The organism is Siphonobacter sp. SORGH_AS_0500, from assembly GCF_002838835.1.
In the GTDB taxonomy this organism is placed as follows: domain Bacteria; phylum Bacteroidota; class Bacteroidia; order Cytophagales; family Spirosomataceae; genus Siphonobacter.
This window is the reverse complement of sequence record NZ_NHPP01000019.1, coordinates 61,842-88,829: the sequence shown is the minus strand read 5'-3', so window position 1 is coordinate 88,829 and position 26,988 is coordinate 61,842. Positions and strand designations below refer to the sequence as shown.

The window sequence follows — 26,988 nt, the reverse complement described above, 5'->3', positions numbered from 1 at the left end:
AACGTCATCCAATAAACTTTCAGGAAACTTAGCATATCTTTTTTTGTTTACTCTATATCTTTATTTCACGTACACCGTTTCTCGGTTATAACGCTTGAAGAAACTATCTATCTTTAACTGAACAACCCCAAGAAAAGCTTCCTTGAAAATTTTGGGAGACATTTTAGAAACGCCCTGCGTCCGATCCGTAAATATAATGGGGACTTCTTTGAGCTTGAACCCAAATTTCCAGGAAGTGAACTTCATTTCAATTTGAAAGGCATAGCCCACAAACTTGATTTTATTGAGGTTAATGGTTTCCAGCACAATCCGACGGTAACACTTAAAACCAGCGGTAGCATCCATAATCGGCATTCCGGTAATAAAGCGAACGTAAACGCCGGCAAAGTATGACATTAACACGCGTCCCATGGGCCAGTTCACCACGTTTACGCCCTGAATGTAACGCGAACCGATGGCTACATCATTACCATCCATGGCACAGGCTTTCCATAAACGCACAAGATCGTCCGGGTTATGAGACAAGTCCGCATCCATTTCAAAAATATACTCGTATCCACTGGAAATAGCATATTTAAAACCTGCGATGTAGGCAGTACCTAAACCTAGTTTTCCTTTCCGCTCCAGCAAATGAATTCGGTTGTCTCCAAATTCATCCTGCATCTGACGAACTTTCAGAGCAGTGCCGTCCGGCGAACCGTCGTCCACAATGAGCAAATCAAACGAAGGTTCGAGGCTCATTACGCGACGAACGACCGTTTCAATATTCTCAATTTCGTTATAGGTTGGAATGATAACCATCCGATCTTTCGAATGATTCATGGTCAAACATGCAGAAGTATCTGTAAATACAGAGACTGTTTCCATGTATTACTTGGTTAGGAAATGAATAAATTTTTCAGCAATGCTGAATCTATACTACTAACGAATCTTTGAATCAAAATCATTCATTAAGACGTCTTAAAATCCTTTCTGTCAAAAGGATAATGGTGCAATTTCGGCTATTTTTTTTAATAAAACTAACTCATTTCCAAGACCCTGACTTACATTTCTTTCTTTACCTTCTTAAAATAAGAAATAGTAACAAAGAAAATATTTTGAGGCATTCTCGAAGAACTTTAAGAAATTAGCTTTTGATTTTGGCTTGTGCCTGGACAATAAAGTACTGATTAAAAGGAGTTTATTGGTTTAGGTAAAGAAAAAGAGCTTCGGCGGCACTGGGAATTATCTAAGCGGCTGGACTTATTTTGCCAACTTACCACCTCTTTTTAAAGTTATATCCAGATGACAGACCGCTCTGACTTTTTCAACCTGAGTTATGAATTCAGTCTGCTTCAAATCATTCGTTCGAAATGTCAACAACGCCCATACACTTGCAGGAAGTAGCTAAGAAGCAGGAGACCTATTTTAACCAGTTAGATGGAATCCGCTTCTTAGCTGTTTTTCTGGTTCTATATGATCACTTGCTGGCGGGATTTAATACGCTTCCCATTGGGCCTATCGGGGTTACCATTTTTTTCGTGCTAAGTGGGTTTCTCATTACCCGCATTCTCATTGAAAGTAAAAATCAGTATAAGCCCCGTGAAGATGGCTTTAAGACTTATCTGAAAAAGTTTTACATCCGCCGGACCATTCGGATTTTCCCGATTTATTACCTGACAATCTTCCTGCTCGTGGTATTCAATGTGCCGCCCGCCCGTGAAAAATTCTGGTGGCTGGTAACTTATACTTCTAATATTTACATCGCCCATCACGAACACTGGCTGGGCGTGGTGGATCATTTCTGGTCATTGGCCGTTGAAGAGCAGTTCTATATCTTTTTCCCTTTCATTGTATTCTTTATTCCAAACCGACATTTGCCTAAATTACTCGTCGGTTTTATTATCGGTAGCGTATTACTGCGTCTGTATTACTTCCTGACGGGAGCTCCCTGGTTTGTAGCCTATGTATTAATGCCGACCAGTCTGGATGCCTTCGGCCTGGGCGGACTCATGGCCTATATGTACATCTACCAGCGAGATCTGTTTGACTCTACCTTTAAACGGGGAAGTCTGGTTTGGCTGGGTCTGGCTATTCTCGGGGGAAGTTTGTTATGGTATCATCTTTCGCCCGATCCTCATTTGTCCCTTAACTCGGTTTTTGAACGATTAGCGGGTTCTATTTTTGCCTTCTTCCTAATCGGTAAGGCCATTACGGGTTACAGTGGTGTAATGAAATGGCTTCTCGAAAACCCGGTCAGTGTCTATCTGGGGCGAATCAGCTATGGGCTATACCTGTATCATAATTTTGTTTTCAATCATTATCACATTACGCCTACGCATCCCGTATATCGCTTTATGCACCGGATTTACCGTTCATTCCCCTCGCTCGAAGAAAATCTGGTTTTCAATTTCGCTACCTACATCGTATTAACCATTTTCGTTGCCACGCTTTCCTGGTATATTATTGAGAAACCGATCAATAACCTAAAAAGTCGATTTAAGTATTAATCCTTCCCTATTGCTTAATCATTTTACAACCTTTATGTCTGGTTTTTTACAGCAACGATATTGGACGAACCTCGGCTGGGCGTTTCTGGTAGCCATTACCATCGTCCCTATGATGGTGCTTAGTTTCTTTAACCATCCCTCTGCCGCCGACGATTTTTGCTTTGCCTACATGGCTCGGGATTATGGTATTCTGTGGTCCACCAAATTCTATTACGACCAGTGGACAGGACGTTATTTTGCCTGCCTGCTCTTCCATTCCACGCCCCTATTCAAGGGTTGGTTCTGGTATTACCAGGCCCTTCCCATCGTTTATATGCTCGCAACGGTCGGCAGCGTATACCTGTTGCTGGGTGAGTTAATTCACACCTCCCGTGCACAGAAATGGTTAATCAGCACTGCTTTTTTAGTCTTATACATTCTTCAGTTAGACAGTATTGTAGAGAGCTTTTTCTGGGTAACGGGTTCGTATACCTATGCTTTGCCCCAAATCCTGACCTTACTATTTTGGGTCGCTTTAATCCGTTCCTACAAACCTGAAAATAAACGTATTAAATACGGACTTATCATTTGGGCAGCGTTTTTGGTTTTTGCCATGATTGGCCTTTGCGAGATGTTTCTCTTACTCACGACGGGCTTGCTACTTTGTTTTATGGGGTATCGGCTTCTGTTTCAGCGAAAACTAGACTGGCTATTGCTTATCCTTTTCCTCGAAGCTGTGATTTGCTGCTACCTAGTACTCGAATCCCCCGGTTCGAAGATTCGTCAGGGGAGTAATCCCCTAGGCGGTAATCTTTCTTTTTCCATCCTTACTTCCTTCAAAACAGCGGTAATGGTTGGCATTAAATGGTTACCCTTAACGCTCGTATTTCTGGTTTTCTGGATTAACTGGCTGAGTAATAAAATCAGTCATTCGTCTCTTTTCAGTGCGTACGTTCGCATCCCGGTTTGGGTGGGCTGGCTGGTATGGGCCGTGGTGGTTCCGGTTCTTTACTTCCCGATTTTTTACGGCGTAGGTATCGAAAGCGTTTCACCACGTATTCATAACTCGGTCTATTTCTTCTATTTAATCGGGTTCTTTTATAACGTACTGGTAACCATGCTCTGGATTCAGGAAAAGTGGAATCTTGGTTTTCTGAGTCCCGGTATTGTGCGGGTGCTAACGCTGCTATCCATTCTTGTTTTGCCTTTACTTATCTGGAAAAACACGAACGTTCGGATGATGGCGAGTGATCTAAAAAATGGAACTGCGGCGGCTTACAGCCGCGAACTCTACGATCGTTACGAGAAAATCCGGCAGGCTCCCGCTCATGCAATGGTTACCATTCAGCCCCTGAAGCACGTTCCTCGATCGCTTTTCCTGGAAGACATTAAAGACAATCCAAAGCACCCCTGGAATGATTGCGAGACTAAGTTTTTCCAGAAAAAAGCTCTCGTCATTACTCCTTAACCTTTGCCTTATTGATTGAATTTATATGAAAACCAGCCGTTTGTTCCCACTTCTGGTCAATACGATTCCCATTATTGGTTTCGTTATTTTCTTTCTATTATACGTTGTCAATGTTCCGTGGTTCGATGATTTCGAAGCTTTGTCAGGATTTTTTCTGGAATTCCTGAAATCCAAAACCTGGGCTGAAAAATGGCACTGGCTGATTGTTCCTAATAATGAACACCGGATGGCGACGGGCAAGCTTATTACTGTGCTGGTATATTACTGTTCGGGTTTTCTCGATTTCCGCTGGATTCAGGGGCTAGCAAATTTCTCGGTGATCGTTATCTGGGGATTATTACTGCTTACCTTCCGCCGATTTAAATTATCGTACTGGTATTTTCTGCCATTAACGCTCATTCTGTTTCAGCCTCAGTATTACCTGCTTACGTTCTGGTCTATTACAGGCTTACAACACGAACCTTTACTAGCTCTGGTTTTACTGACTTTATATGTTCTAGCTTTACGCACCCGGCTTTCCTTCCCCCTAGCTTTAGTTTTAGGCCTAATCACGACCTTCACGATGAGTAATGGCATGTTTGTCTGGCTAGCGGGGTTAGGTGTACTTTTGCTTCGCAGACGCTTCCGTGAAGTCTTTATCTGGGCTTTTGGAATGGCCGTTGGAATAACTGGCTATTACTACAACTTCCCCTATTCGGGTAATGAACGCAGCTTTGGTAAATTCCTGCAAATGCCGCACTTATCCGTCAGTGGCTTTTTTACCTACATGGGGGGGCCATTTGACTTTTTCCCCTCTATGCCTGAACCCTGGCGATTTGTGTTACCCACGCTGGCGGGTTTAGTCATCATGTGGATCGCCGTTCGCTGGTTTATTCAGCAGTTCTGGCCTTTGATTCGTTACTATTTCCAACCTTCCATTGACCCACAGGAATCTACTTTCGTTCAGGACTTTCTCCTCGGCGGCATGCTTTTCCTCTTGATCAATGCAGGTGTAATCGCCATTCTACGTCCACACTTCGGGTATTTCGTGATGTTGATTAGTAACTACCGGCTATACCCTTTGCTGTTTTTATGTTTATTATATCTGGCCTGGTTAAAAGGTCAAAAGGGGGTGTCCTTCAGTCCGGCACCGCTAATCGCTTTGGGGGTTTTATTTAGTTTTCTATCCTATTTCAATTATTACCCATTAGTAGTCGAACGCCGCAAGTTGTTATTAACGAACGCCTTCAATCAATACCATAGTAACATCGGGCTTGCCGCCACTCGCGGAACCATTCTGGAGCCTTACATCATCTGGGCTTTCAAGGAGCCCATAAAAATGGGAGTATTTCAACCACCCGTTCATTTTTTTGATGAAGCTTTGAAAAAAATAAGGAGGCTCAAAACATTTCTCTGATTCCAACTATTACCACTAAGGAAATTAGTGTCGTACAGTCGAACTTCCCTGTCCCCAGGAGTCGAAACGGCATGGTGTTACTTCACCTGAAATCGACCTTTAATACGGATGAATACCTCGTGCCATTTGGTGGCGTGCCTAATACGGGTAAAAACCCGTTTTTACCGGGGATTGGTGGCAGAGCGAGCTTCCCACACGATCTGCTGAAGCCGGGTTCTTACGAGATGGAGCTCATTCAAATGGAGGGTCAGGAAGCCAAACGCTATGCTTCTGAGACGAAATTGACCATTTGACATTACTTTTGCATCTTAATTCTGTTTCAACAACCTTCTTATTAATTTCCCATTGGATAGTCCACAAATATCAATCGTTGCTCCGCTGTATAATGAAAGTGAAACCTTTCCTCACCTCATTGAACGGCTAAATGCACTCATGGATAAGTTACCTCAAAGCATTGAGGTTGTTCTGATTGATGATGGCAGCAGGGATAATACCGCAACGCTAATGCAGGCTCTGGCTTTATCGGACTCCCGGTACCACTGCGTTTTTCTGGCTCGAAATCACGGTCACCAGTTAGCTCTAACGGCAGGGATGAGTGAAGCTCGTGGGACAGAAGCCATTATGGTTATTGACGGCGATTTACAAGATCCGCCAGAATTACTCGAAAGTTTTTACTCCAAATACAAAGAAGGCTATGATGTAGTATATGCCGTTCGCCGCAAGCGGAAAGAAGGATTCATCAAAAAAATGGCCTATCACAGTTTTTACCGCATTTTACGCTCTATTTCTTACATTGATATTCCTCTGGACAGTGGTGATTTTGCTCTGGTTTCGCGTCGGGTAGTAGATGTCATGAATAACATGCCCGAGGAAAGCCGATACCTGCGGGGCATGCGTACCTGGGTGGGCTTCAAGCAAATTGGAGTAGAATACGAACGGGATGAACGCATTGCCGGGGAGTCGAAGTATTCATTTGCGTTGCTCTTCAAACTGGCGTATAACGGTATTTTCAATTTCAGCGAATTTCCCATTAAGCTCTTAACCCGGCTCGGTTCTACAGCGATTGTTTTTGCAATGCTGTATTTTATCTATAACCTGATCAAGAAATTTGTATTAGGTATGGACGTTCCCGCGGGTTTCCCGGCCACGCTTTTCACCATTATTTTCTTCGGAGGTTTGAATCTGTTCGGACTGGGTATCATTGGCGAATACGTGCTTCGAATTTTCTTCCAGTCCAAAGGCCGACCTTTATTTATCATTCGTTCGAAGATTCGCAATAAACAGTGGGAAAACTAAGTCAGATTCTTGGAGCTTTTTCCACTCATCAGGCAATAGCCGGACTCTTGATCCGGCTATTGCCATTTCATCCCAAAATGTTGTTATTGACTCCCGGAAAATTTTAGCTTTGGCCCATAATTTTATACGAACGTTCTCACACAGATTTAAACTTCAACAAATATGTCACGCGGAATTATTGCTACGATTGCCATCATAGTTTTGATTGTCATTATGGGCGGCTGTTCCTACAACGGTCTGGTTCAACAGGATGAAAGTGTTAATACGGCCTGGAGTAAAGTTCAGTCTGATTACCAACGCCGGGCTGACCTGATTCCGAACCTGGTCAATACTGTCAAAGGTGCGGCTGAATTTGAGAAATCGACGCTTACTGATGTAGTGAATGCCCGGGCCAATGCCACTTCTGTCAAATTTACTGCAGATCAGTTAACGCCCGAAAACATTCAACGTTTCCAGCAAGCCCAATCTCAGTTAAATGGCTCTTTATCTCGATTGTTAGCCGTTGCTGAAAACTATCCTCAACTGAAAGCAAACGAGAATTTCCGGGATTTACAGGCTCAACTAGAGGGCACTGAAAACCGGATTAAGGTTTCTCGCAACGACTTTAACGACGCCGTTCAGAGCTACAACCGTAAGGTTCGTTCCTTCCCGACCAATGTCCTGGCTGGTATGTTCGGCTTCTCGGCCAAAGCGTATTTTGAAGCCGATGCCGGAGCAGAAAAAGCCCCAACGGTTAAATTTTAAGTCGGTCGCTGGTCTTTACCCGAGAGGTAAAGACCAGCTTTTCTCCAGAATGGCTATGCTTACGGAAGATCAGACGCAGGAAATTATTCAGCATATTAAAGAGGCAGAGAAGCAAACCTCGGGTGAAATTAGGGTTCATATCGAAGAGAAAACGCAAGCCGATCTAGATCCACTGGAACGGGCTCAGCAAATTTTCATGAAGCTCAACATGCACCAGACCGCCCAGCGTAATGGTGTATTGTTTTACGTGGCTATAGAAGCCCGAAAATTTGCTATCTGCGGCGATAAAGGAATCAATGAGGTCGTTCCAGCGGAATTCTGGAATAGTACCCGTGATGCCATGCGGGAGCATTTCCGGCAGAATGATCTGGTACAAGGCTTATGCACAGGTATTGAAATGGCCGGAGTGCAGCTCAAGACCTACTTTCCCCGCCAGTCTGACGACCAGAACGAATTACCCGACGAAATTTCCTTCAGTTAACGTAAGAATTGCCTTCGGCAGATTGCAGTTTTGAGCCAGATCCACTCAAAACACCAAACTCAAAACTCCTAACAGTAATGGTCACAATTCCCGCTCCATTTTTCAAGTACCTACGGAAGGGACTCTGGCTGTTCTTCTCCCTACTCAGTTTCATTTTTACCTACGCTCAGGACATCCCTGAACGTCCCGTACCCGCCCGGTTGGTGAATGATTATGTAGGAATGCTCTCCGGTAACGAAAAAGCCCAGCTTGAACGTAAGCTGAAAAGTTACATGGATTCTACCTCTACCCAGATTGTCATTCTCGTTGTTAAAACCACGGGTGATTATCCGCCCGGCGATTATGCCTTCGAAGTGGGTAGACGCTGGGGCATTGGTCAGAAAGGAAAAAATAACGGTTTAATTATCCTCTGGGCCACAGAAACCCGGAAGTTATACATTGCCACGGGATACGGCATGGAAGGCTCTATTCCAGATGCGGTAGCCAAGCAAATTGTTTCGAATACACTCACACCCGCCTTCCGGGAACAGCAGTATTACCAGGGATTAGACCAGGCTACTACCGAGATTATTCAAAGAGCCAGCGGTGAATACAAAAGCGAGGGTAATGCCGAAGGTGATCTTCCCATTGGTACGGTGCTTATTTTCCTAGGGATAGCCGTTGTAGTCTTTATTTTCATTGCCCGATCCATGGGTAACAGCTGTCGAAATTCCGGTGGTCCGGGTGCTGGAATGCCCTGGTTTGGTCCTTATACTACCATGGGCGGCTGGGGCAGTTCTTCGGGTAGTTGGGGCGGTGGAAGTAGCGGCGGTGGCGGCTTTGACTTTGGTGGAGGGAGCTTCGGCGGTGGTGGTGCTGGTGGTGATTATTAAAACCCATAAGGCCTTGAGTAAAGGCCTTATGGGTTAGTTTTTATTTTTGGTAAAGATTAAGATCACTCCGTCTTTCGCTTTACTCCCGTACTTTTCCATAGCCGATGCGTCTTTCAGCACGTGAACTTCTTTAATCGTATTCGGCTCAATGTTACTTACATCGGTTGCTTCTTTTCCATCCACGATATACATCGGGGTTTTGACCTGAGTATCTGTCTTTAGTAAAGAGATTTTTACTTGACTGGTCGCGTTTTCATCGCCTGAATTGGCTTTTACCACTTCTACCGACTTTATCTGATCTGCGTTTACTTTCTCAACTTCTTTTTGGGTTACTTTTTCATCGTCCAGGTAATATTCCGTTGTCTTACTTTTTTCAGGATGCCCTCTTACCTGCCGTTTTGGGTTAGGTTTAGCTTCAACAACTGTTTTTTTCTGAAGCAGAATTGGCTCATCCTGAGTGGTTTTTTCAGCTAACTTTAAGGATTTAGCGACGCTGGTATGAATCGTGATTTTTTCTAATACCCGACGCGGGGTAAAGGCCATACCCCAGAAGGCTAGTAAAGGAAAGATCAATAAAAACTTGATACTTTTCCAGGGAGCCGAGGAGGGCGTATTAATCTGACGGATTCGATTTTTAAGTTCTGAAACGTTGAAATGCGTCCGAACGGGGACGGCCAGTCCACTTTGGCGGAGTAAATGATATTGATAATGGCGAGCATTTAGTCCGCTCGTTAATACACCATTATCCGCCAGATATTCCAGATTCTGACGAATGATTTTCACCCACCAATTGATCAGCGGATTAAACCAGAAGATGATTCGAAGGAATTCTCCCATAATCACGTCCCAGGAATGTCCCTGTTGGGCGTGAACCTGTTCGTGCAACAACACTTCTTTTAACTCATGGGAATTGAACTGAGCAGGATTCATGAAAATCCAGCGGAAAAAGGAAAAGGGAGCGGTTTCTTGTAAGGGCACCCAGATCACCTGCTTTTCAACGACTGAGCGTTGAGAAGATTGATACAAGTGATAAACGCTGACAAGTTGCCGGATGAATCGAATCATCATTATTACTACTCCCACTCCCCAAATACTCAGAATCAGCCCTTCAAGGGAGGGATACTGAGACTGCGTTTGCTGAAGAGCTTTGTACTGGAAACTCAGATCAGGTACATACGTCGTTACCTGCTGGATCGTGTTCCTTTGCGATAACCACTCGTTCCAGGCCGGAATAATCAGCGAGGCTAATCCGGCAAGCCAGAAAAAACAGCGATTCCAGCGGTAATAGGTTTCCTTTTGCAGAAGTAAAGCGTACAAGCCCGCAAAACCCGCCAGACTCAAACTCGCCTGTATCAGATAAATCAGGATTTCCATCTTATTGGCCTTTTTCAATCATGGATAAAATCTCCCGCAGCTCGTCTGCCGAGATTTTCTGTTCTTTGGCAAAGTGGGTTACCAGATTCTTGTACGAATCATCAAAGTAATCTTTTACTACCTGCCCCGCCATAGCTTCCCGTTCCACAGCAGGATAATATTCATACACATTGCCATACCGACGAAACTTCACATACCCTTTCTTTTCCAGGTTTTTAAAAGTCGAAGCCAATGTATTATAATGCGGTTTAGGCTCTGGCATGGCTTCCAAGATTACTCCTAAGGTACCTCGCTCTAATCGCCAGAGCGTTAGCATAGCGGCATCTTCTGCCGGAGTTAATTTTTCCATCATCAGTTGCATCCGAATTTTTCGGAAATCTACGTAATAAATAATAAACTAAAGACTTTTAGGGAACGGATTATCAAACTTAGGTGGCATTCATAACCTGTTGATAACACAGCCGCTGGCAGCATTTAATAGCTGTTCACTTCCCAACGTTTTGCTACTAGCTTTTGAGCGAATGGATTACTAATCCAAAGAAGTGTTTCTAGCCTATTACTAGAATAGTCGCTGCCAGCGTGGCCCGGCCAGCTTTTTCGCTGGCAGTATTCAATAATATATGGAGTTTGTTAACCTTATAACGTTTTGCTGCCAGCGAAAAAAGCTGGCAGCGGCAGTCTTAACTAATACATTAAAGGCTTTGGGGAATGGCTTATCAACCCAAAGAAGTACTTATAACCTGTTACTCTGATAGCCGCTGCCAGCGTGGTCCACAACGTATCTAATTCACTACATTAATTGGCGTTCCGTTCAGAAAAGCTTTGATATTATCCGCCGTCATTTGCAACAATCTCCGCCGAGCCTCAAAGGCCAACCAGGCTACGTGCGGGGTAATCACACAGTTTTTAGCTTCGGGTAAAGGATTATCCAGCGAAGGCGGTTCTACCGAAAGAACATCTAGTCCTGCTCCGGCGATTACTCCCTGATTCAACGCATCAGCTAAGTCCTGCTCGACAATCAAAGGCCCTCTTCCTGTATTAATGAGGTAAGACGTAGGTTTCATCCAGCCCAATCGTTCGGCATTAATAATTCCTTTCGTTTCTTCGGTAAGCGGACAATGCAACGATACCACGTCACTTTCCCGGAAAACCGTTTCTAAAGGCAGTATTTCAACGAATTCAAAACCGGTCGCGAGCTTTTCGCTGCGACGATGAGCAATGACCCGCATTCCAAAGGCATGAGCAATTTTAGCCACTTCTTTCGCAATACTTCCAAAGCCAATCAGACCTAATGTTTTGCCGGAAAGCTCCGTTAGAGGACTAAACGAGTAACAAAAATCGGGGCTTTTCGCCCACTGTTTCTGCCGAACCGATTCATTCAGTCGAGCTACGTCATTGGTGAAATGAAGTATCAACGAAAAGGTATGCTGGGCCACCGCTCGTGAGCTGTACTCACTGACATTGGTAACTGGAATATTCCGTTTGCGGGCGGCTTCCGTATCTACAATATTATAGCCTGTAGCCGTTACACCAATGTATTTGACATTGGGTAGCTGCTCCAGAATTTCCGCCGTTAACTTCGATTTATTAGTTAAGAGGATATCGGCCTCTTTTGCTTTTTCTACAATTTCGTCCGGTTTCACGCGGTCATATACCGTGAAATCACCGATTTCCTGCAAGGGTGCCCAGTTCAGATCGCCGGGATTAAGCGTGTACCCGTCGAGTAATACGATTTTCATGCGTTTAGCTACGGTTTTCAATGGTAAAGACGTCGATGGATCGCGTCTCCTTCTCCGTCAAAATTTCAGTGGCATTAATCTTAGCAAAAAAGACGCGATGAATCGCGTCTCTCTCGATGTATTCTTCAATGATTTAATCCACCAATAAGGGTTTGATTACTTCAGCCCAGCGACGATACCCTTCGGGCGTCATGTGCAGGCTGTCTGATTTGTATAAAGTCGGTTCTGGACGAAGATCGGCATTTAGCATTACAGGCCATACATCCAGGTAGTCAGCATCTTCCTCACCATCCAGAAATGAGCTAACCAGACGGTTGAATTCCTGCATTTCAGCTCTTTTAGCCCAACGTGAAGGAGCGGGTTTAGCAGAGATGAAAAGCACCGGAACCTGAGGCATATCCTTGCGGATTTTGGCATATAGCTTAAAAAATTCCATATAGGCATCTTTCGCCGATTTGCCGCCAGCAATGTCGTTTTCTCCGCAATAAATAACAATTTGTTTGGGCTTATAGACGGGAATAAGGCGTTTATAGTAATACGAAACGTCAGTTAAGGTAGAACCTCCGAATCCCCGATTGAGTACGGGTTTATCGGGAAAAGCTTCTTTGATATCTGACCATAAACGTAAGGACGAGCTGCCCACAAAGAGAATGGGATCTTTTACGGGAGGATTGGTTTTGTCCTGCTCTTCGAATGCTTTAATTTCTCCTTCATACTTATTCTGAGCATAGCTGGAAAAAGTAAATAACAGTACGAAGGCATAAAGAAGGGTTACTTTCATCTCACAATAGTTAATGGGTTTGAGGTAGTAGTCAAATGTATAACGAAATCCGGGCAGGAGTGTTACAGGGGTCTTGCAAACCTCAACCCGTTTTAAAAATAAAGACGAATGGAAATCCATTCGTCTTCAAATAAAGTCTGAAATTCTCCGAAACTCAAAGTTTTACTTCTTCCATTTTTGGGGCGAAGATGTGCATGGCACCCCAGGCCAGCAGATACGCAAAGCCACAGATGATGAATACCAGGTTATAACCAGCAACGATATTACCCTGAGCTTTATAGGAATCAAGAATAGAGCCAATGAGAATTGGGAACAGCATACCGCCAATCGAGCCGGCCATGCCGCCCATGCCCACGACCGAACTTACGGCACGTTTGGGGAACATATCGGAAGCCGTGGTGAAGATGTTCGCACTCCAGGCCTGGTGAGCGGCAGCGGCCAAGCCAATAAGAGCAACGGCAATCCAGATGTCATTAATGTACTTGGCACTGATGATGGGAACAACGGCCAGAGCAAAAATCAGCATCGCCATTTTACGGGCTTTGAAGACGGGCATCCCGCGTTTGATGAAATAACCCGACAGATAACCGCCACCGATACTACCAATAGTTGTCGCCGTGTAAACGATGATTAGCGGTAAACTAGGTTTCTTTAAGTCCAACTGGAAACGCTCTGCGAAATAGGAAGGTAACCAGAACAGGAAGAACCACCAGATGGGGTCAGTCAGCATTTTGCCAAAAATGAACGCCCAGGTTTGCTTGATACCAATCAGACGGCCCCAGGAAACCGAACCACCCTCTACCTCGGCTGTGGCCGCGGCTAAGTCGCTGTCACTGTGAATGTGAGCGTACTCAGCAGGGTCCATGTTCTTTTTCTTAGCAGGAATTTCATACATCACCAACCAGAAAATAAGCCAGATAAAGCCGATGGCTCCGGTAATGATAAAAGCAGCCTCCCAGCCATACACCCCAAGAATCCAGGGAACCATAATGGGAGCTACAACGGCTCCGATATTAGCTCCTGAATTGAAAATACCCGTAGCTAAAGCTCTTTCTTTTTTAGGAAACCATTCGGCAACGGACTTAATAGCCGTAGGGAAGTTACCTGCTTCGCCTAAACCTAATAACACCCGAACGGTAATGAAACCCATGGTACTGCTTACAATAGCGTGTAACATAGCCGCTATGCTCCAGAAAATGATGGAAATGGTATACCCCATCTTGGTACCGACTTTATCAACGATACGCCCAAAGAGTAATAACCCGATAGCATAGGCCGCCGAGAAGAAGGTTACGATACGACTATAATCTGATTCGGTCCAGCTGAATTCTTTTTCCAGGGTAGGTTTAAGCAGGCCAATAATCTGACGATCAACGTAATTGATCGTCGTTGCAAAGAAAAGTAACATAACCACCGTCCAGCGATAATTGCCCATTTTCGTTGGAGTTGACAGTGATTGGCCTACCTGCGGAGGATTAATATTCATAGCAGTTGGGTACGTAAAGAGGTATTGGGGCTTAGAAATAACCCGGTCTATGCGAAATAGACGTTCCCGGCTCGGTTTTACCCTCACTCCCCCAAAAATAAAGAGCCGAATAATCGGAATTTTCCGACTACCCGGCTCTTTAGCGGCCCGTTTGAAAGGTTTGATGATCAGTTTGAAGAAGTTGGATCGTTTGATGATGTCTAACGTTTTAGAATAACTCTCTAACTTCAAACACAATCAAACTTTGAATCTAACCTTCAAACCCTCTCCAATACAATCCAACACGCTTACTTCTTCTCTGGCATGAGCTTCACCTGAATCAGGTTGGGGCCGAAAACTTTGGCGGCCAGTGCTTTTACGGAGGCTACCGTTACCTTATCAACCAGACTCATTTCTTTCAGGATGTCGCGGGGATCTTCGCCGTTTTCGTAGCTGGAAAGTAATTCTCCCAGCCAGTAACGGTTTTCCTTCAATTGTACTTCCAACTGACGTTTGGTTTCAATTTTAAATTTATCCACGTCCGTCTGTGAAGGGCCATTTTTCTTCAACCCATCCAGTAAGGCAATCGTTTTGGCACCTAACTCATCTACGCGGCTGGGGTTCGTTCCGTAAGCCACTAACAACGTGTAGCGAGGTTTGGGTAACTTCTCCGCACTTGCCTGAGACCCGATGTAATACACCCCACTTTCCTTTTCGCGGATTTCTTCAATCAGTTTGATATTCAGAATTTCCTCGATGGCACTCAGGTTGGTTACGTTCTCAGGCGTATACACAAAGTCACCCGAATAGACCAGACGAGCGGCTGATTTATCGTCAATACCCCGATATACCGTCTTGGTTACTTTTCCTTTCAGAGGATGAATATTCAGATCTTTGTAAGATTCCTTCTTACCCGTCGATGGCAAACTGCCAGGTATTTTTCCAGCAAAGGCTTCAGCTCTTCTACTTTGAAGTTTCCTACGAAGAAATACGTAAAGTCAGCCGCATTAGCGAAGCGTTCCTTATAGATGTTGAACGCCTTATCAACGTTAATTTTATCTACGTCAGAGGGCTTCATGGGCATCCGGCGGGGGTTGTAACTGCTCAGAGCCGCCGAAAGTGTATCTCTGAAAACCGCCTGTGGATCGGGCGTATCAAAGCTTTGCTGTAACTCATCTTTCAGGTTAGCCAGGTATCCCTTGATCACTTCAGGATCTTTACGGGGAGCAGTAATGTTGGCGTAGATTAGCTGTAAAGCTGTTTCTGCGTCTTTAGGAGAGAACGAGCCCGACATTCCTTCCGTGGTTTCACCTACATACGTCGAGACGTTAGCGACTTTCCCCGTCAGGTATTTTCTAAGTTGAATAGCAGAAAAATCAGCCAAGCCACCCTGAGCCGCAATCACATTGGACTGATCGGCATCCAGGTTTTCGGCTAGAGGATACAGCGAAGTCCCTCCAAAACTGTACGATCGGAACAGGATTTCATCATTTTTGAAATCCGTCGGTTTCAGTACCACTTTCACCCCATTCGAAAGCGTCAGTTCGGTTACCCCGATTTCAGCAATCTGTTTTTCAGCCGTTACTTTACCAGCTTTAGGTTCACTCGCCAGCAAGGGTTTCGACACCACTTCATCCACGTAGGCCGTTACGTTTTGTCCGGCATTATCAATCCATTCCAGCAGTTGAGATTCTTTGGGTAAGGTGGCTTTGTCTTTCTCTGGAGCCATTACAATGACCGCCCGGTTTTCTTTCGAAATCAATTCTTTGGGTAAGGCATTGATTTCCTCGAGTTTGATACCGGGTAACTCTTCTTTCACGAAAGCAGCATAACGCTCGGTTCCCATGGAAGGCACGTCATTGATGAAGTCGTTCATGTACTCCATTGCGAAGGCTTCAGACTTGGTTTTATCCTTTTCCTTCAGACGTTTTTCCGTAGACGTCATCAGGTTTTGTTTGGCCCGTTCCAGCTCCGTTGCCGTGAAACCAAACTTAGCTACGCGTGCATTTTCGTCCAGAACGGCTTTCAGGCCTTTTTCAATGCCACCCGTTTTCGCCACAACGCCGCTTACATACGAATCGTAGTTGCCCAGGAAGCTACTCGTTGAGCTGAATCCGTATTGGAATGGAGGATCCGCCTTTTTCGTTAATTCCTGCAAACGGTTATTCAACATCTGATTAAACAGAGTCCGTTTGATTTTCTCGCGGGTATCAGCAAAGGTTTTCTCCTTCAGCTCGGGTAAACGCGTCAGGATCTGAACAATGGTATAAGGTTGTTCCTTATCCGTTACAATGGCCACTTTCGTGTCTTTGTTATCAGGAATGGGGAATACGCCCACGGGCTTAGGATTGGTAACAGCCGGAATGGCTCCAAATTTTTCCTGAATGATTTTTTCTACCTGAGCTACGTCAAAATCACCTACCGCAATAATGGCCTGGTTTTGGGGCTGATACCAGGTTTTATAGAAGTTACGAATGGTTTCGGGTTTGAAGTTTTTTAGAATCTCTTCCGTTCCGATTACGTTCCGCTGACCCCATTTCGAGCCGTTCATAATCACGGGAAAGTAAGCATCCCGCATGCGTTGCTGGGCACCTTTTCCACCGCGAAGCTCTTCCAGAATAACGCCACGTTCTTTATTGATTTCTGTTTCGTCCATGGTCAGATCGTGCGACCAGTCTTCCAGAATATCAAAAGCCCGCAGGAAAACCTTCATGGAATCCGTTGGAACGGGCAGAAAGTAAACCGTTTGTTCAAAACTGGTGAATGCATTCAGATCGTCTCCGAATTTAATGCCATTGGATTGCAGGAAGCTCACCAATTCATTTTTAGGAAAACTCTTGGTTCCGTTAAAGGCCATGTGCTCGGTGAAGTGAGCCAGACCATTTTCCGGATCTTCTTCCTGAATAGAGCCGACTTTTACCGCCAGCATCAAATGGGCCCGATTTTTCGGTTCGGCATTTTTACGGATGTAATACGTCAGTCCGTTGGGTAGTTTTCCTACTTTAGTTTGTGGGTCAAACGGAATGGGCTGATTTAGGTTTTGAGCCACCGTATTTATGGCTACCATCATCATTCCGATGAATAAACTGGAGCGAACTCTCATGTAAAGTATAAGTTATTAGTTTGCTAAGCGATGCAATAAAGGAAAGTTTTAGGTAAGAATGCTAATGAGAATTAGTAAGCGGAAAAAGTAATCTGATGAGCGGTATTACTCATTGAATGTCTCCGCCATTTTGCTGAACGAACGACGCAGGCCTTTCAGCATATCTTTTTCAGGCGGCATGGAACGTAAGCTTCTAAACGCCGCCTCGTAATAACGCAGAGCTTTAATGGCTTCCTGATCGTCATAAAACATCTGCCGCCAGAGCAATTTTGTGCCTGCAAATTTCTGAATACCAACGGCTCCACGATAAAACCGGACGGGAAGATTGATAAACCGTGGCTCGAAGTACCCCTGCTCCCGCTTAATGACAATGTCGAAGTAATGAGCCGCGTACTGAATATGCTGACCCACTTTAGCCTTCAGCTCGGCATCTGACAGGCGATGATCGGGCCGGAGTCGCCAGGTATTGCTTTTCGGGTCGAGTAAATCGTGATCTTCATGCGTGAAAACGGTGGTGTATTTGAAAAGCCGGACACTGTCCAGACCCGGTAATTTCGCCGACCAGTAATTCGGGAAGAACGTATAGATCTTTAGCTGTAAGTTAGGTAAGGAAAGAGCCTGCCGCTTGAGGTAAATGGTCTGTTCGTCGGCAGAGATCTCCCAGTCAAACATTCGGTAATGACCACTACGGGTATAACAGACGACGCGACCGCCGGGATAAAAATTCAGATAAGATTCGGGAGGAAAACCATCTGCTGTATCGGGAGGTAAGCCGGATACGGTTTCAATGTCTACGTCCGTTGTTTTCCAGCTTTTCATAAACTGGTCGCCTGGCTGAGTACAGGCAACCATTAATGCCATAAAAAGCATTAATACCATAAGCGGTTGTATTCGCTTCATTGCTTTCAACTGATTAATAAGGTTTAGGTGGGATACTCATTTTCATAGACTTCTCCGTACAAATTAAATCCAATTCAAAACTAAATCGCGTAGGTTCCGTTAGGTAGCTGGAGCAATAACGTGAAAGTTTTTCCTGATTGCGTATCTGAATGGCTTTTAGAAAAGTATTTTCGCGTTGAAATCCAAGTTCATACAAGGAATAAGTACCTGTTTTCGTATTAATAAAGAACTGATAACCTACCAATTTGATTTCCGTACGCATGCTGCTACAGACTCTTTCCGTGACTCCTGATTCGACTGCTGCTACTCCTGTAGCGGCGGGTGCCGAAAAATCGATTAGCCTTCTTGATCTGCTTGCCGCCGGTGGCTGGATTATGATTCCCATTGCGGTATTGCTTTTCCTCACGATTTATCTTTTCGTAGAACGCTGGCTGTACCTTAAAAAATCAACGGCTCTGGGGGCATCCTTCGAGGCCAGCTTCTGGGGACTTGTGCAGTCGGGTAACCTGAATGCCGCTCGTCAGCTTTGCCAGAATGATAGTTCAGCGGTTTCCCGCGTGCTGGAAAAAGGCCTGTCCCGCATTGGAACGCCTATTCCACAAATTGAGCAGGCCATGGGTAACACGGCTCAACTTGAGCTTTCCTACATGGAAAAGAACCTGGGCTTGTTAGGTACGGTTGCCGCGATTGCCCCCATGTTCGGCTTCCTCGGAACCGTAGCCGGGATGATCCGGGCTTTCCACGATATTTCCGTTTCCAATAACCTGAGCATCGGTACGATTTCAGGGGGTATTTATGAGAAAATGATTACGTCGGCTTCGGGTCTGGCCGTTGGTATTTTGGCCTACATTCTGCTGACGATCCTGAACGGTATGGTAGACCGGGCCGTAGCTCGTCTCCAGGCCGCCACGAACCAATTCCTGGACGTTCTTTACCAACCGGTTTCAGCATAAGAGTTTAGCGTTTGGGGTTTAGCGTTTGGAGTAAAAGAACTCGCAACGCTAAACTCAAAACCCAAAACTCTAAACATACTCTCATGAAAATACAACGTCGTAACCGGCATAAGGGGCATATTGAGGCTGCTTCGCTGTCGGATATTCTATTTTTCTTACTGATTTTCTTCCTGATGATTGCGACGCTGGCGAGTCCTTCGGCGATGCAGATGTTGTTACCGCAATCATCTACGGCCCCTTCGACCCCATCACAAGTCATTAACCTGTCGGTAATGCCGGATCAGCAGTATAATGTGGAAGGCCAGGTCGTTGGGTTGGCTGAACTGGAGAGTGCGTTACAAAGCCGCACCGAAGGGCAGGAAGCTCCCGTTGTGTTAGTTCGCATCGAAAAAACCAGCTCCGTTCAGGATCTGGTCGACGTAGCCGACGTTACGGCCAAAGTAGGAGCTAAACTCGTCTTAGCAACCTCCGCAAAACCCGCCGCGACTAGCTCGAAGTAAGTCATAGATTTTAAACAAAAACACCCCGACAGGTTAACCTGTCGGGGTGTTTTTGTTGCTTCCCCTTTAATTTAACTCCGCTGGGGTTGTGGTATACGATACTTTTATGAAATAGATAACCCCGGAGGGGTTCAATACGAATAGCCCCGGATGAAATCCGGGGACACCCATTAGCGACTGGCATAAGATTTCTACTTCGTATCTATTTTTACTTTATACGTTACTTCCCCGGATTCATCCGGGGCTATTCATAATTTAACCCCGCTGGAGTTGTGGTATACGATACTTTTAAAAAAATGTCCCATTAAGTTCGAGAGAATAGGCAAGGTAACCCCTATTTCAAATGATTTAACGTATAACAAACCCAACGACTCAGCAAGCCTTCACCCGATTTGGCTTTTAAGTTGCCCAATCGGAATTCGTATATAAAGCCGGGTTGTAAATCTTCCAGTTCTAACGAAATCTTCTTTCCGTCGGCCGACTGTTTCACCTGCTTCACTACTACGGGTTTTTCGTCAAATTTCTTTGAACCATATTCCCGGTGGTATTCGTAATAGAAACGCTTCACCGCATACTGACTTATGTCTGTCGCTGTTTTTGCATCTATGGGTTTGGTAAACGTCAGGTCAAAACCCGTTTTTGTAAGCTTGAAATCCATAATATCCAGCGGCGTTTTGCCATTCCAGTGAATCCGCTGAATGCCTTCACTACCAACCCAGCCACGATCGGTCTGCCCTACCCACAAACTACCGTCGGGAGCAAAAGCAAAACGGTTATTACCTACTCGCATTCCCTGAATATGTACCGGAAGACAGGCTCCCTGCGTTTCGCCGCCTACTTCTTCAAGCAAGACCCGCATCAGGTAACGATGATCCATATCACCGACGAAAGTCTGGTTGATGAAAGGTCCAAATTTTCCCTGTGTCCGGTCAACAATGGGTTGTGTGACAGAATTGGCAACATATCCATGCGGAAAAGCCACTGATTCCCGGGTTCGCATAGAGTCCAGCGTTTTAGCTGGTAAAGTCAAAGGATCGATTTTGGGAAAGTCCTTCTTCCAGACCAGACTAGAGGGATGGCCATAGAATTTGCCGGGCTTCACTACGTACATTTTGCTTGTACCCAGCCAGTCGCCCTGATTATCATTGACCAGTAAGCGGCCCGCTGCGTCAAACGCCAGAGTATTCGGCGAACGGAACCCTAAAGCGTAAGGGTGTAACTTTCCATCCTTGGTCAGCTTCATTACCCAACCTCGATAGGGCACGCAGGAATACATCCGACCGGGACGACCGAGGGGGTTATACTCGCCCCGCATTTCGGGCCGAATACCCGCTCCGTTGGAAGCCGTATTCAGGGCAATGTAAAGGTTGCCTTCTTTATCCTTCACCGGACCAAAGTTGAATTCATGGTAATTACCCGAAATACCGAAATCGTCCGTTACCGTGCTGAAATCATCGGCTTTCCCATCGCCATCCGTATCCCGGATTCGGGTTAATTCGGCTCGTTGTAATACCAGTATTTCTTTGGAAGAAATGGCCATCAAACCCAGGGCATCGTGAATGCCTTCAGCAAAGAGTTTCCACTCTTTTGTTTTGGGGTTATAAAAATATAACTCGCCCCGGTGAAAAGTAGCGACTAAACGACCGTCAGGTAAAAAATCAATCGCTCCGACCTCTCCTTTTAATCCTACCGGGAGTGCAATATTTTCAGCCACGTAAACGGTATCGCCCAGAGCAGACGGGCTGCTCATGTGGTGACTATGATCCTGAGCCATCGCTTTCGTTACCAAACCCAGACTAATGGCGAGAGTAATGAGGTTCCGCATGATTAAGAATTGGGTTTAATGGTAACAGAAAATTTGGCACTACCGGGGTTCAGGACATAAACTTCCCGACTGGAAGGATCTGCTTTCAAAAATTTCGGCTGATAGGTCGTTTGCTGGTAGGTTCCGGTTTTATAATAGATCTTCTTTTGAGCAGGATTTTTGATCACCAGAAAATCACGGGTAATGCCTATTTCGCCGGGTAATACACGTAGGGTTTCGTGAATTTCAATGCCGTCGACGAGGTATCGGAATGTGGGCAATCGGTCTTTCAACTTATACCCCAGAAATTTCACTACGGGAATGTGTTCGGGCGTGCCTACCCGGATGGGGTAATTCAGCGAATCTTCTTTCCAGTAGACATCTCCTATGATCTTTGTAAACTTATCCCCTTTTGAATACCACTGCTCGGAGTTGTCCACAAATCCCCCCGTCCAGGCATACCGCAGACGACACTGCCCGGCGTCCCAGCAGTAAGAACTATTCCCGTCGAAACTCACGACAATAGCCGCCGGACTGGCTCCAGAAACCCAGGTTCGGTATAACAGAGGATATTCCAGCGGAAAAGCATGCGGCCCTACCTGCTGTCCAGCCACTTTGTCTTTCACGATTTGAGCCACGTGCGGGTCTAGTTCAAGCGGCGGCAATTTCGCGTCTCGGGCATATAAAGCTCCGTACATTACAAAGCCGTGACCCGGATAGGTGCAAACGTAGGAATACACGCCCTCGCCTACCGTAAAGGTTATTTTTTCGGAGTTACCTGGAGCAACAATTTTGGTTGCGGCAATAACCATTGGCGTTTCAGGGACGTAATTTTTTTCGGAAGGGACCTTCAGAGCCTGTTCTACCACGGTTTTCCGCATGCCGGCTTTGGTAATAACCAGGTTATGGGCCATGTCGTCGTAATTCTCCAGAATAAACGTAACCTGGGTATTAGGTCTAACCTGAATTCGGGGTGGGTCGTACTGTAGACCTGCAATGGCTTTGATAACAATGGTTGTGTCCGACTGAGCCCACGCCAGTGACGCTGTACACAACAGCACGAGTATTAGTTGAATACGTTTTAGAGGCATCGAATTTCTGAGTAAATCAGAGCTTTATTAAATCCGGCTGACTTGCTCAGACCAGCCTTTTACAAAATTTCACGGTAATTATTTTCTACACCGAGAAAATCGACCAAGTAGGCCATCTTCACGTTAAATCTGTGCAAGAAAGGAACCAGAATCTTCTTTCTGAAACCCTGAGGGCTTATTTCCATTCCCGCTAACTTATATTTTTTTCTTCATTACTCTACTTACTTTCAGGGTATAGACCGATTTTTAGCAGGCAATCCCCGAAGAATCAGGCTACTTCGTTGAGTATTCCACCAGAATTTATCAATTTTGAGGTCTGACAGGGCTTTCACCTTTCGCGAAGGAAGAGCTTTTAAAAATCCATTTCTACTCGAAAAAAGAAAAATTTATACCTTTTTTCGGGAAATGAGCCAAAGGAAATTCTTTTCCCCCAACTAAAGGATTCTCTTCTTGAAAGCTGGATTTTTCGGGACGAAATCCTAACTTGCGGCCCTGGAAACTTGAACACTTGTATTCCGTACACATGCCTTACCAGAAAAAAACCAAAATTGTTGCCACCGTTGGTCCGGCTTCCCAATCCAAAGAAATGTTGCTGAAGCTCGCCCAGTCTGGTGCGAACATCTTTCGGCTTAACTTTTCCCACGGAACGCACGCTGACCACCTGAGTCGCATTCAGGCTATTCGCGAAATTAACGCCGAACATGGCTTAAACCTTACCATCCTTCAGGATTTACAAGGACCTAAGATTCGTACCCAACTCGTAGAAAATAACGGCGTTGAACTCATAGCCGGAAACCCACTGACTTTCGTTATGGACGAAAATCTGCTGGGAACTTCTGAACGCGTAGGTACGACTTATACTTCTATGTACCTGGACGTAAAACCCGGCGAACGCATCCTGATGGATGACGGTAACCTGGAAGTACTGGTAGAATCTATCGATTACGATAAAAAAGAAGTACACACGAAAGTGGTGTACGGTGGTATCCTGAAATCGAAGAAAGGCATTAACCTGCCCGGCACGAAAGTAGGATTACCCGCTCTAACTGAAAAAGACGAAGAAGACTTGATCTTCGGTCTGGAGCATGACGTAGACTGGATCGCTCTTTCGTTCGTTCGTTCCGCTGAAGATATTATGGCCGTTAAGGAAAAAATCAAGGCGAAAAACGGTCGTTCGAAAATCATCGCTAAGATCGAAAAACCCGAAGCCGTTGTTCCCGAAGTACTCGATGCCATCATCGAAGCTACGGACGGGGTAATGGTCGCTCGTGGTGACTTAGGCGTAGAGTTAGATGGTGCCATGGTTCCTGAATTACAGAAAACCATGATTCGCAAGTGTATCAAGCAGGCGAAACCCGTAATCGTAGCCACGCAAATGCTGGAATCGATGACGAGCTCTCCCCGCCCTACGCGTGCGGAAACTTCTGACGTTGCCAACGCCGTTCTGGATGGAGCTTCGGCAACCATGCTTTCGGCAGAATCTGCTTCTGGTCAGTATCCCGTAGAAGCGGTTTCGACGATGACACACATCATCGAAGCCGTGGAAGAACAGCAGAACCATATTCCTATTATTTATGGCGATGAATCAGCGATTTACTTCAAAAATCACATGCTGAAAGGAGAAGAAAACTCTCCTACCATCCTGAACGATCGGGTTATTGCGGCGGCCTGCCGTCTGGCTCGTGACGTACAGGCGAAAGCCATCCTGTGCATTACGAACAGTGGTTACACAGCTTACCGTCTGTCTTCACACCGTCCCAAAGCGGATATTTTCGTATTCTCGGCGGACGAAAAACTGATGACGCAGATGGGACTGTTATGGGGCACACGCGTATTCAATTACGACAGTGCCAACCTCAGCACCGAACAAATCTCACACGATATTGCGAAAATTCTGGTTCAACAGGGTCATCTGCAAAAAGGCGATGTATTCGTAACCTTACTGAGCGTTCCTGCTCAGCAGGATTTACGTACGAACACCGTGAAAATGGGTGTAATCGACAAAATCGCGGATGAAGTAGCTGCGGAACAGTAATCTTCATTATCAATAGTAGCAAACCCCCGTTACTTGAATCTTTGAGTAACGGGGGTTTGTGTTTGTGAGCCTCATACACTTGCAGCCCTAGCCTTCTTTTTTTACCTTGTTAGTCATGGAAAACCAACCTATAAAAACCTGGCAGGAACGGCTTCAGCAAGTGATTTATGAGTCGAATACCAAGGCCGGCAAAGCTTTCGATATTGCTTTATTGATTGCCATTTTCACCAGTATTCTTGTGGTAATGCTGGATAGCGTGGATAAATACCACCAGCATTATGGCCGATTATTCTTCTTTCTGGAGTGGTCCTTTACCTTTCTCTTTACGATTGAATATATTCTTCGACTCATCAGTATCCGGCAACCTATTCGTTATGTGCTGAGCCCGCTGGGGCTGATTGATTTACTCTCTATTATTCCTTCCTATCTCAGTATTTTTTACGCAGGTGCTCAATCCTTACTCGTCTTGCGGGCTTTGCGTCTGCTACGGGTCTTCCGAATTTTCAAGCTCACCCATTACCTTACTGAAATGGAATTTCTGACGGTTGCGATTCGATCCAGCCTTAAGAAAATCAGTATTTTTATGCTTACGGTTATTACCCTGGTAACGATCCTGGGTTCGGTGATGTACCTGGTTGAAAATCATCAAAATGGGTTTTCCAGCATTCCCGAAAGCATTTACTGGGCCATTGTTACTATTACCACCGTAGGGTATGGCGATATTTCGCCCGTCACTCCCATGGGTAAGTTTATTTCCAGCCTTGTCATGCTGATTGGTTACGGTATCATCGCCGTTCCGACGGGTATCATTACCAATGAAATTGCCGCTGCCGCCCGCAAAAGGAATCACAGCAGTGAAGCCTGCCCCTCCTGCGGTCGCGAGGGTCACGATATGGATGCCGTTTTTTGTAAATTTTGCGGAGCAAGACTTTAAGGGTTTGAGTACGTTAGAAAAGGTTTGAAGAAGTTTAAGTGAATTGGAGTTAGGATGAGTGTAAGGTGTTGCAACAATCGCAGGCCTTAACTTATTCCTGTCAAATCTTTTCAAACTTCTTCAAACCTTTTTCTAACGAACTCAAACCTGCTCTAACCCACTCAAACTATTTTAATCCGTTTTTAAAGTTCCTTTAAAGCTCCTATAAGTTCTTGAAAGAACCTTTGCTGACGTCAAGCACAGAAAGTACAGCCCGTTTACTACCCGCTGATCCCACTTTTAAACTACCAGACAGTGAAGCTTATTCCATTATTCAGAGTCTTACTGAGCGTCCTTTTTTTAGGTTCGGTTGCTCAATCGTCTTTTGCACAGACCGATACGCTTCGCCTGACCTTACCTCAGGCCGAGCAGCAGTTTTTGCAAAAAAACTTTACGCTGATCGCTCAGAAATACAACATCAATTTATCGGAAGCGGCTGTGCAGCAGGCGAAGCTTTGGGATAATCCTAACTTTCAGTTTGGGTTTAATGCCTACAATCCCAATACGTCAAAAGTGATTCCGCTACGAAACCCATCGGGAGACATACTTAATCCTACGGGGGGTGCCTATAGCTGGCAACTACAGCAAGTACTGAATCTGGCGGGTCGCCGGAGTAAACTGGTGGCCTTAAATGAAGCAAATACGGAAGTTCAGCAAGCCATTTTTCAGGATGTGATGCGGAGTTTGCGTTATCAATTAGCTCAGACGTTTGGTAACCTTGCCAGCGAGCAGGCTCAGTATGCCTTCATTCAGGAAGAACGGGCTCGCCTGGCCAATCTACTTGAGGCATTCCGGGCTCAATTAAAACTAGGTGTCATTTCTGAATATGAAGTTACCCGTCTGGAACTGGAACAACGGAATACGGATGCTTCCATCAATGACCTACGTAACCAGATCAGTCAGGACGAAGCCACCTTACGTATACTTCTAGCCGATTCGTCCTCTACCTACTACCTCACTGAATTTCAAAACCTTGATTCGGCATCACCCCTGCTCAATCAATTACTGGATCAGGCAGTTTCTAATCGTCCTGATTTAAAAGCAGCTCAACGCCAATCGGCATACGCTCAGCAAAACCTTACGTATCAGAAATCGCTGGCAACTCCACAGCTAATGGTTGGGGCCAACTATGCAAGATTTGGGGATGCTTATCCTAACTATTACGGTTTGCAGGTAGCCATGGACCTTCCTTTCAAAAATCGCAATCAGGGAAACATTCAGGCGGCTAAAATTGGAATCGAACAAAGCAATCAGAGCATTAACCAAAGTCAGTTACAGGTAAAACAGGAAGTCATTTCCGCCTACGAACAGTGGCAGCATGCTCAGCAACTACAGGCAAATCTTGATCCAGGATACCGTCAACGCATTCAGGACATCAGTAAAAACGCGACCATCGACTACCAAAAACGGGTGATTGATCTGGTCAGTTTTATTGATAAAGTTCGCTCCTATAAAGATGCTCAGTTGAACTTCATTAACCTGAGTAACCAGTTGTATCAGGCTCAGCAACAAATCAATTACGTTACTAACTCCAAGACTTTTTAA

At 45.3% G+C, this 26,988-nt stretch carries 24 protein-coding genes; 13 read left to right on the top strand and 11 right to left on the bottom strand.

Annotated elements, in window-relative coordinates; all coding sequences use genetic code 11:
- Positions 1-60: 60 nt before the first annotated feature.
- Positions 61-822 (bottom strand): polyprenol monophosphomannose synthase, encoded by a 762-nt coding sequence (locus BWI96_RS18575; RefSeq protein ID WP_106638025.1) that lies wholly within the window; start codon positions 820-822, stop codon positions 61-63.
- A gap of 530 nt (positions 823-1,352) precedes the next feature.
- On the opposite strand from BWI96_RS18575, the gene BWI96_RS18570 reads away from it, so the two are divergent.
- The 8 genes from BWI96_RS18570 (at position 1,353) to BWI96_RS18535 (ending at position 8,725) form a co-directional block, all read left to right on the top strand.
- A complete protein-coding gene (locus BWI96_RS18570; RefSeq protein ID WP_106638017.1) occupies positions 1,353-2,489 on the top strand; it encodes an acyltransferase in 1,137 nt (378 codons plus the stop codon).
- A gap of 34 nt (positions 2,490-2,523) precedes the next feature.
- Positions 2,524-3,936, top strand: a complete 1,413-nt coding sequence (locus tag BWI96_RS18565) for a DUF6056 family protein (RefSeq protein WP_106638016.1) — start codon at positions 2,524-2,526, stop codon at positions 3,934-3,936.
- A 40-nt stretch (positions 3,937-3,976) separates the two neighbouring features.
- Entirely contained in the window at positions 3,977-5,332 is a 1,356-nt protein-coding gene (locus tag BWI96_RS18560) for a hypothetical protein (protein ID WP_232793805.1), read from the top strand.
- Between the two features lie 71 nt (positions 5,333-5,403).
- Positions 5,404-5,625, top strand: a complete 222-nt coding sequence (locus tag BWI96_RS18555) for a hypothetical protein (protein WP_106638014.1) — start codon at positions 5,404-5,406, stop codon at positions 5,623-5,625.
- 52 nt (positions 5,626-5,677) lie between these two features.
- Positions 5,678-6,628, top strand: coding sequence for a glycosyltransferase family 2 protein (locus tag BWI96_RS18550; RefSeq protein ID WP_106638013.1), 951 nt, complete (start codon positions 5,678-5,680; stop codon positions 6,626-6,628).
- A 162-nt stretch (positions 6,629-6,790) separates the two neighbouring features.
- Positions 6,791-7,372 carry a LemA family protein gene (locus BWI96_RS18545; RefSeq protein WP_106638012.1) on the top strand — a complete coding sequence of 194 codons (582 nt, stop codon included), beginning with the start codon at positions 6,791-6,793 and terminating at the stop codon, positions 7,370-7,372.
- 49 nt (positions 7,373-7,421) lie between these two features.
- Complete coding sequence (locus BWI96_RS18540; protein WP_106638011.1) at positions 7,422-7,853, top strand: TPM domain-containing protein; 432 nt, start codon at positions 7,422-7,424, stop codon at positions 7,851-7,853.
- A 77-nt stretch (positions 7,854-7,930) separates the two neighbouring features.
- Positions 7,931-8,725, top strand: a complete 795-nt coding sequence (locus BWI96_RS18535; RefSeq protein ID WP_106638010.1) for a YgcG family protein — start codon at positions 7,931-7,933, stop codon at positions 8,723-8,725.
- Positions 8,726-8,758: 33 nt separating this feature from the next.
- Here the strand turns inward: BWI96_RS18535 and BWI96_RS18530 are convergent, their stop codons facing one another.
- From BWI96_RS18530 to BWI96_RS18500, 8 genes are all read right to left on the bottom strand, one after another.
- Positions 8,759-10,099: a M56 family metallopeptidase gene (locus BWI96_RS18530; protein WP_106638009.1), complete on the bottom strand. Its 1,341-nt coding sequence runs from the start codon at positions 10,097-10,099 to the stop codon at positions 8,759-8,761.
- A gap of 1 nt (position 10,100) precedes the next feature.
- Positions 10,101-10,451 carry a BlaI/MecI/CopY family transcriptional regulator gene (locus BWI96_RS18525; RefSeq protein ID WP_307142239.1) on the bottom strand — a complete coding sequence of 117 codons (351 nt, stop codon included), beginning with the start codon at positions 10,449-10,451 and terminating at the stop codon, positions 10,101-10,103.
- Positions 10,452-10,881: 430 nt separating this feature from the next.
- Positions 10,882-11,838, bottom strand: a complete 957-nt coding sequence (locus BWI96_RS18520; protein WP_106638008.1) for a D-2-hydroxyacid dehydrogenase — start codon at positions 11,836-11,838, stop codon at positions 10,882-10,884.
- A 133-nt stretch (positions 11,839-11,971) separates the two neighbouring features.
- Complete coding sequence (locus BWI96_RS18515) at positions 11,972-12,619, bottom strand: GDSL-type esterase/lipase family protein (RefSeq protein ID WP_106638007.1); 648 nt, start codon at positions 12,617-12,619, stop codon at positions 11,972-11,974.
- A gap of 154 nt (positions 12,620-12,773) precedes the next feature.
- On the bottom strand, positions 12,774-14,054 hold the full coding sequence (locus BWI96_RS18510; RefSeq protein ID WP_198555303.1) for an MFS transporter: 1,281 nt from the start codon (positions 14,052-14,054) through the stop codon (positions 12,774-12,776).
- Between the two features lie 338 nt (positions 14,055-14,392).
- Positions 14,393-15,010, bottom strand: coding sequence for a pitrilysin family protein (locus BWI96_RS22600; RefSeq protein ID WP_232793804.1), 618 nt, complete (start codon positions 15,008-15,010; stop codon positions 14,393-14,395).
- Positions 14,971-17,187, bottom strand: coding sequence for a M16 family metallopeptidase (locus BWI96_RS18505; protein WP_232793803.1), 2,217 nt, complete (start codon positions 17,185-17,187; stop codon positions 14,971-14,973). Before BWI96_RS18505 ends, BWI96_RS22600 begins: the two co-directional genes overlap by 40 nt.
- 105 nt (positions 17,188-17,292) lie before the next feature.
- On the bottom strand, positions 17,293-18,087 hold the full coding sequence (locus BWI96_RS18500; protein ID WP_157830433.1) for a hypothetical protein: 795 nt from the start codon (positions 18,085-18,087) through the stop codon (positions 17,293-17,295).
- 260 nt (positions 18,088-18,347) lie between these two features.
- On the opposite strand from BWI96_RS18500, the gene BWI96_RS18490 reads away from it, so the two are divergent.
- Both BWI96_RS18490 and BWI96_RS18485 read left to right on the top strand, forming a co-directional pair.
- Positions 18,348-19,040 carry a MotA/TolQ/ExbB proton channel family protein gene (locus BWI96_RS18490; protein ID WP_106638004.1) on the top strand — a complete coding sequence of 231 codons (693 nt, stop codon included), beginning with the start codon at positions 18,348-18,350 and terminating at the stop codon, positions 19,038-19,040.
- A gap of 83 nt (positions 19,041-19,123) precedes the next feature.
- Positions 19,124-19,540, top strand: a complete 417-nt coding sequence (locus BWI96_RS18485; protein ID WP_106638003.1) for a biopolymer transporter ExbD — start codon at positions 19,124-19,126, stop codon at positions 19,538-19,540.
- Between the two features lie 334 nt (positions 19,541-19,874).
- Here the strand turns inward: BWI96_RS18485 and BWI96_RS18480 are convergent, their stop codons facing one another.
- Together BWI96_RS18480 and BWI96_RS18475 are read right to left on the bottom strand one after the other, a co-directional pair.
- Positions 19,875-21,365 (bottom strand): hypothetical protein, encoded by a 1,491-nt coding sequence (locus BWI96_RS18480; protein ID WP_106638002.1) that lies wholly within the window; start codon positions 21,363-21,365, stop codon positions 19,875-19,877.
- 2 nt (positions 21,366-21,367) lie between these two features.
- Positions 21,368-22,435 carry a plastocyanin/azurin family copper-binding protein gene (locus tag BWI96_RS18475; protein WP_106638001.1) on the bottom strand — a complete coding sequence of 356 codons (1,068 nt, stop codon included), beginning with the start codon at positions 22,433-22,435 and terminating at the stop codon, positions 21,368-21,370.
- A gap of 523 nt (positions 22,436-22,958) precedes the next feature.
- Between BWI96_RS18475 and pyk the strand changes: the two genes are divergently transcribed.
- The 3 genes from pyk (at position 22,959) to BWI96_RS18460 (ending at position 26,988) form a co-directional block, all read left to right on the top strand.
- Positions 22,959-24,470 (top strand): pyruvate kinase, encoded by a 1,512-nt coding sequence (gene pyk / locus BWI96_RS18470; RefSeq protein WP_106638000.1) that lies wholly within the window; start codon positions 22,959-22,961, stop codon positions 24,468-24,470.
- A 115-nt stretch (positions 24,471-24,585) separates the two neighbouring features.
- Positions 24,586-25,404: an ion transporter gene (locus BWI96_RS18465; RefSeq protein ID WP_106637999.1), complete on the top strand. Its 819-nt coding sequence runs from the start codon at positions 24,586-24,588 to the stop codon at positions 25,402-25,404.
- 294 nt (positions 25,405-25,698) lie between these two features.
- Positions 25,699-26,988, top strand: a complete 1,290-nt coding sequence (locus BWI96_RS18460) for a TolC family protein (protein ID WP_106637998.1) — start codon at positions 25,699-25,701, stop codon at positions 26,986-26,988.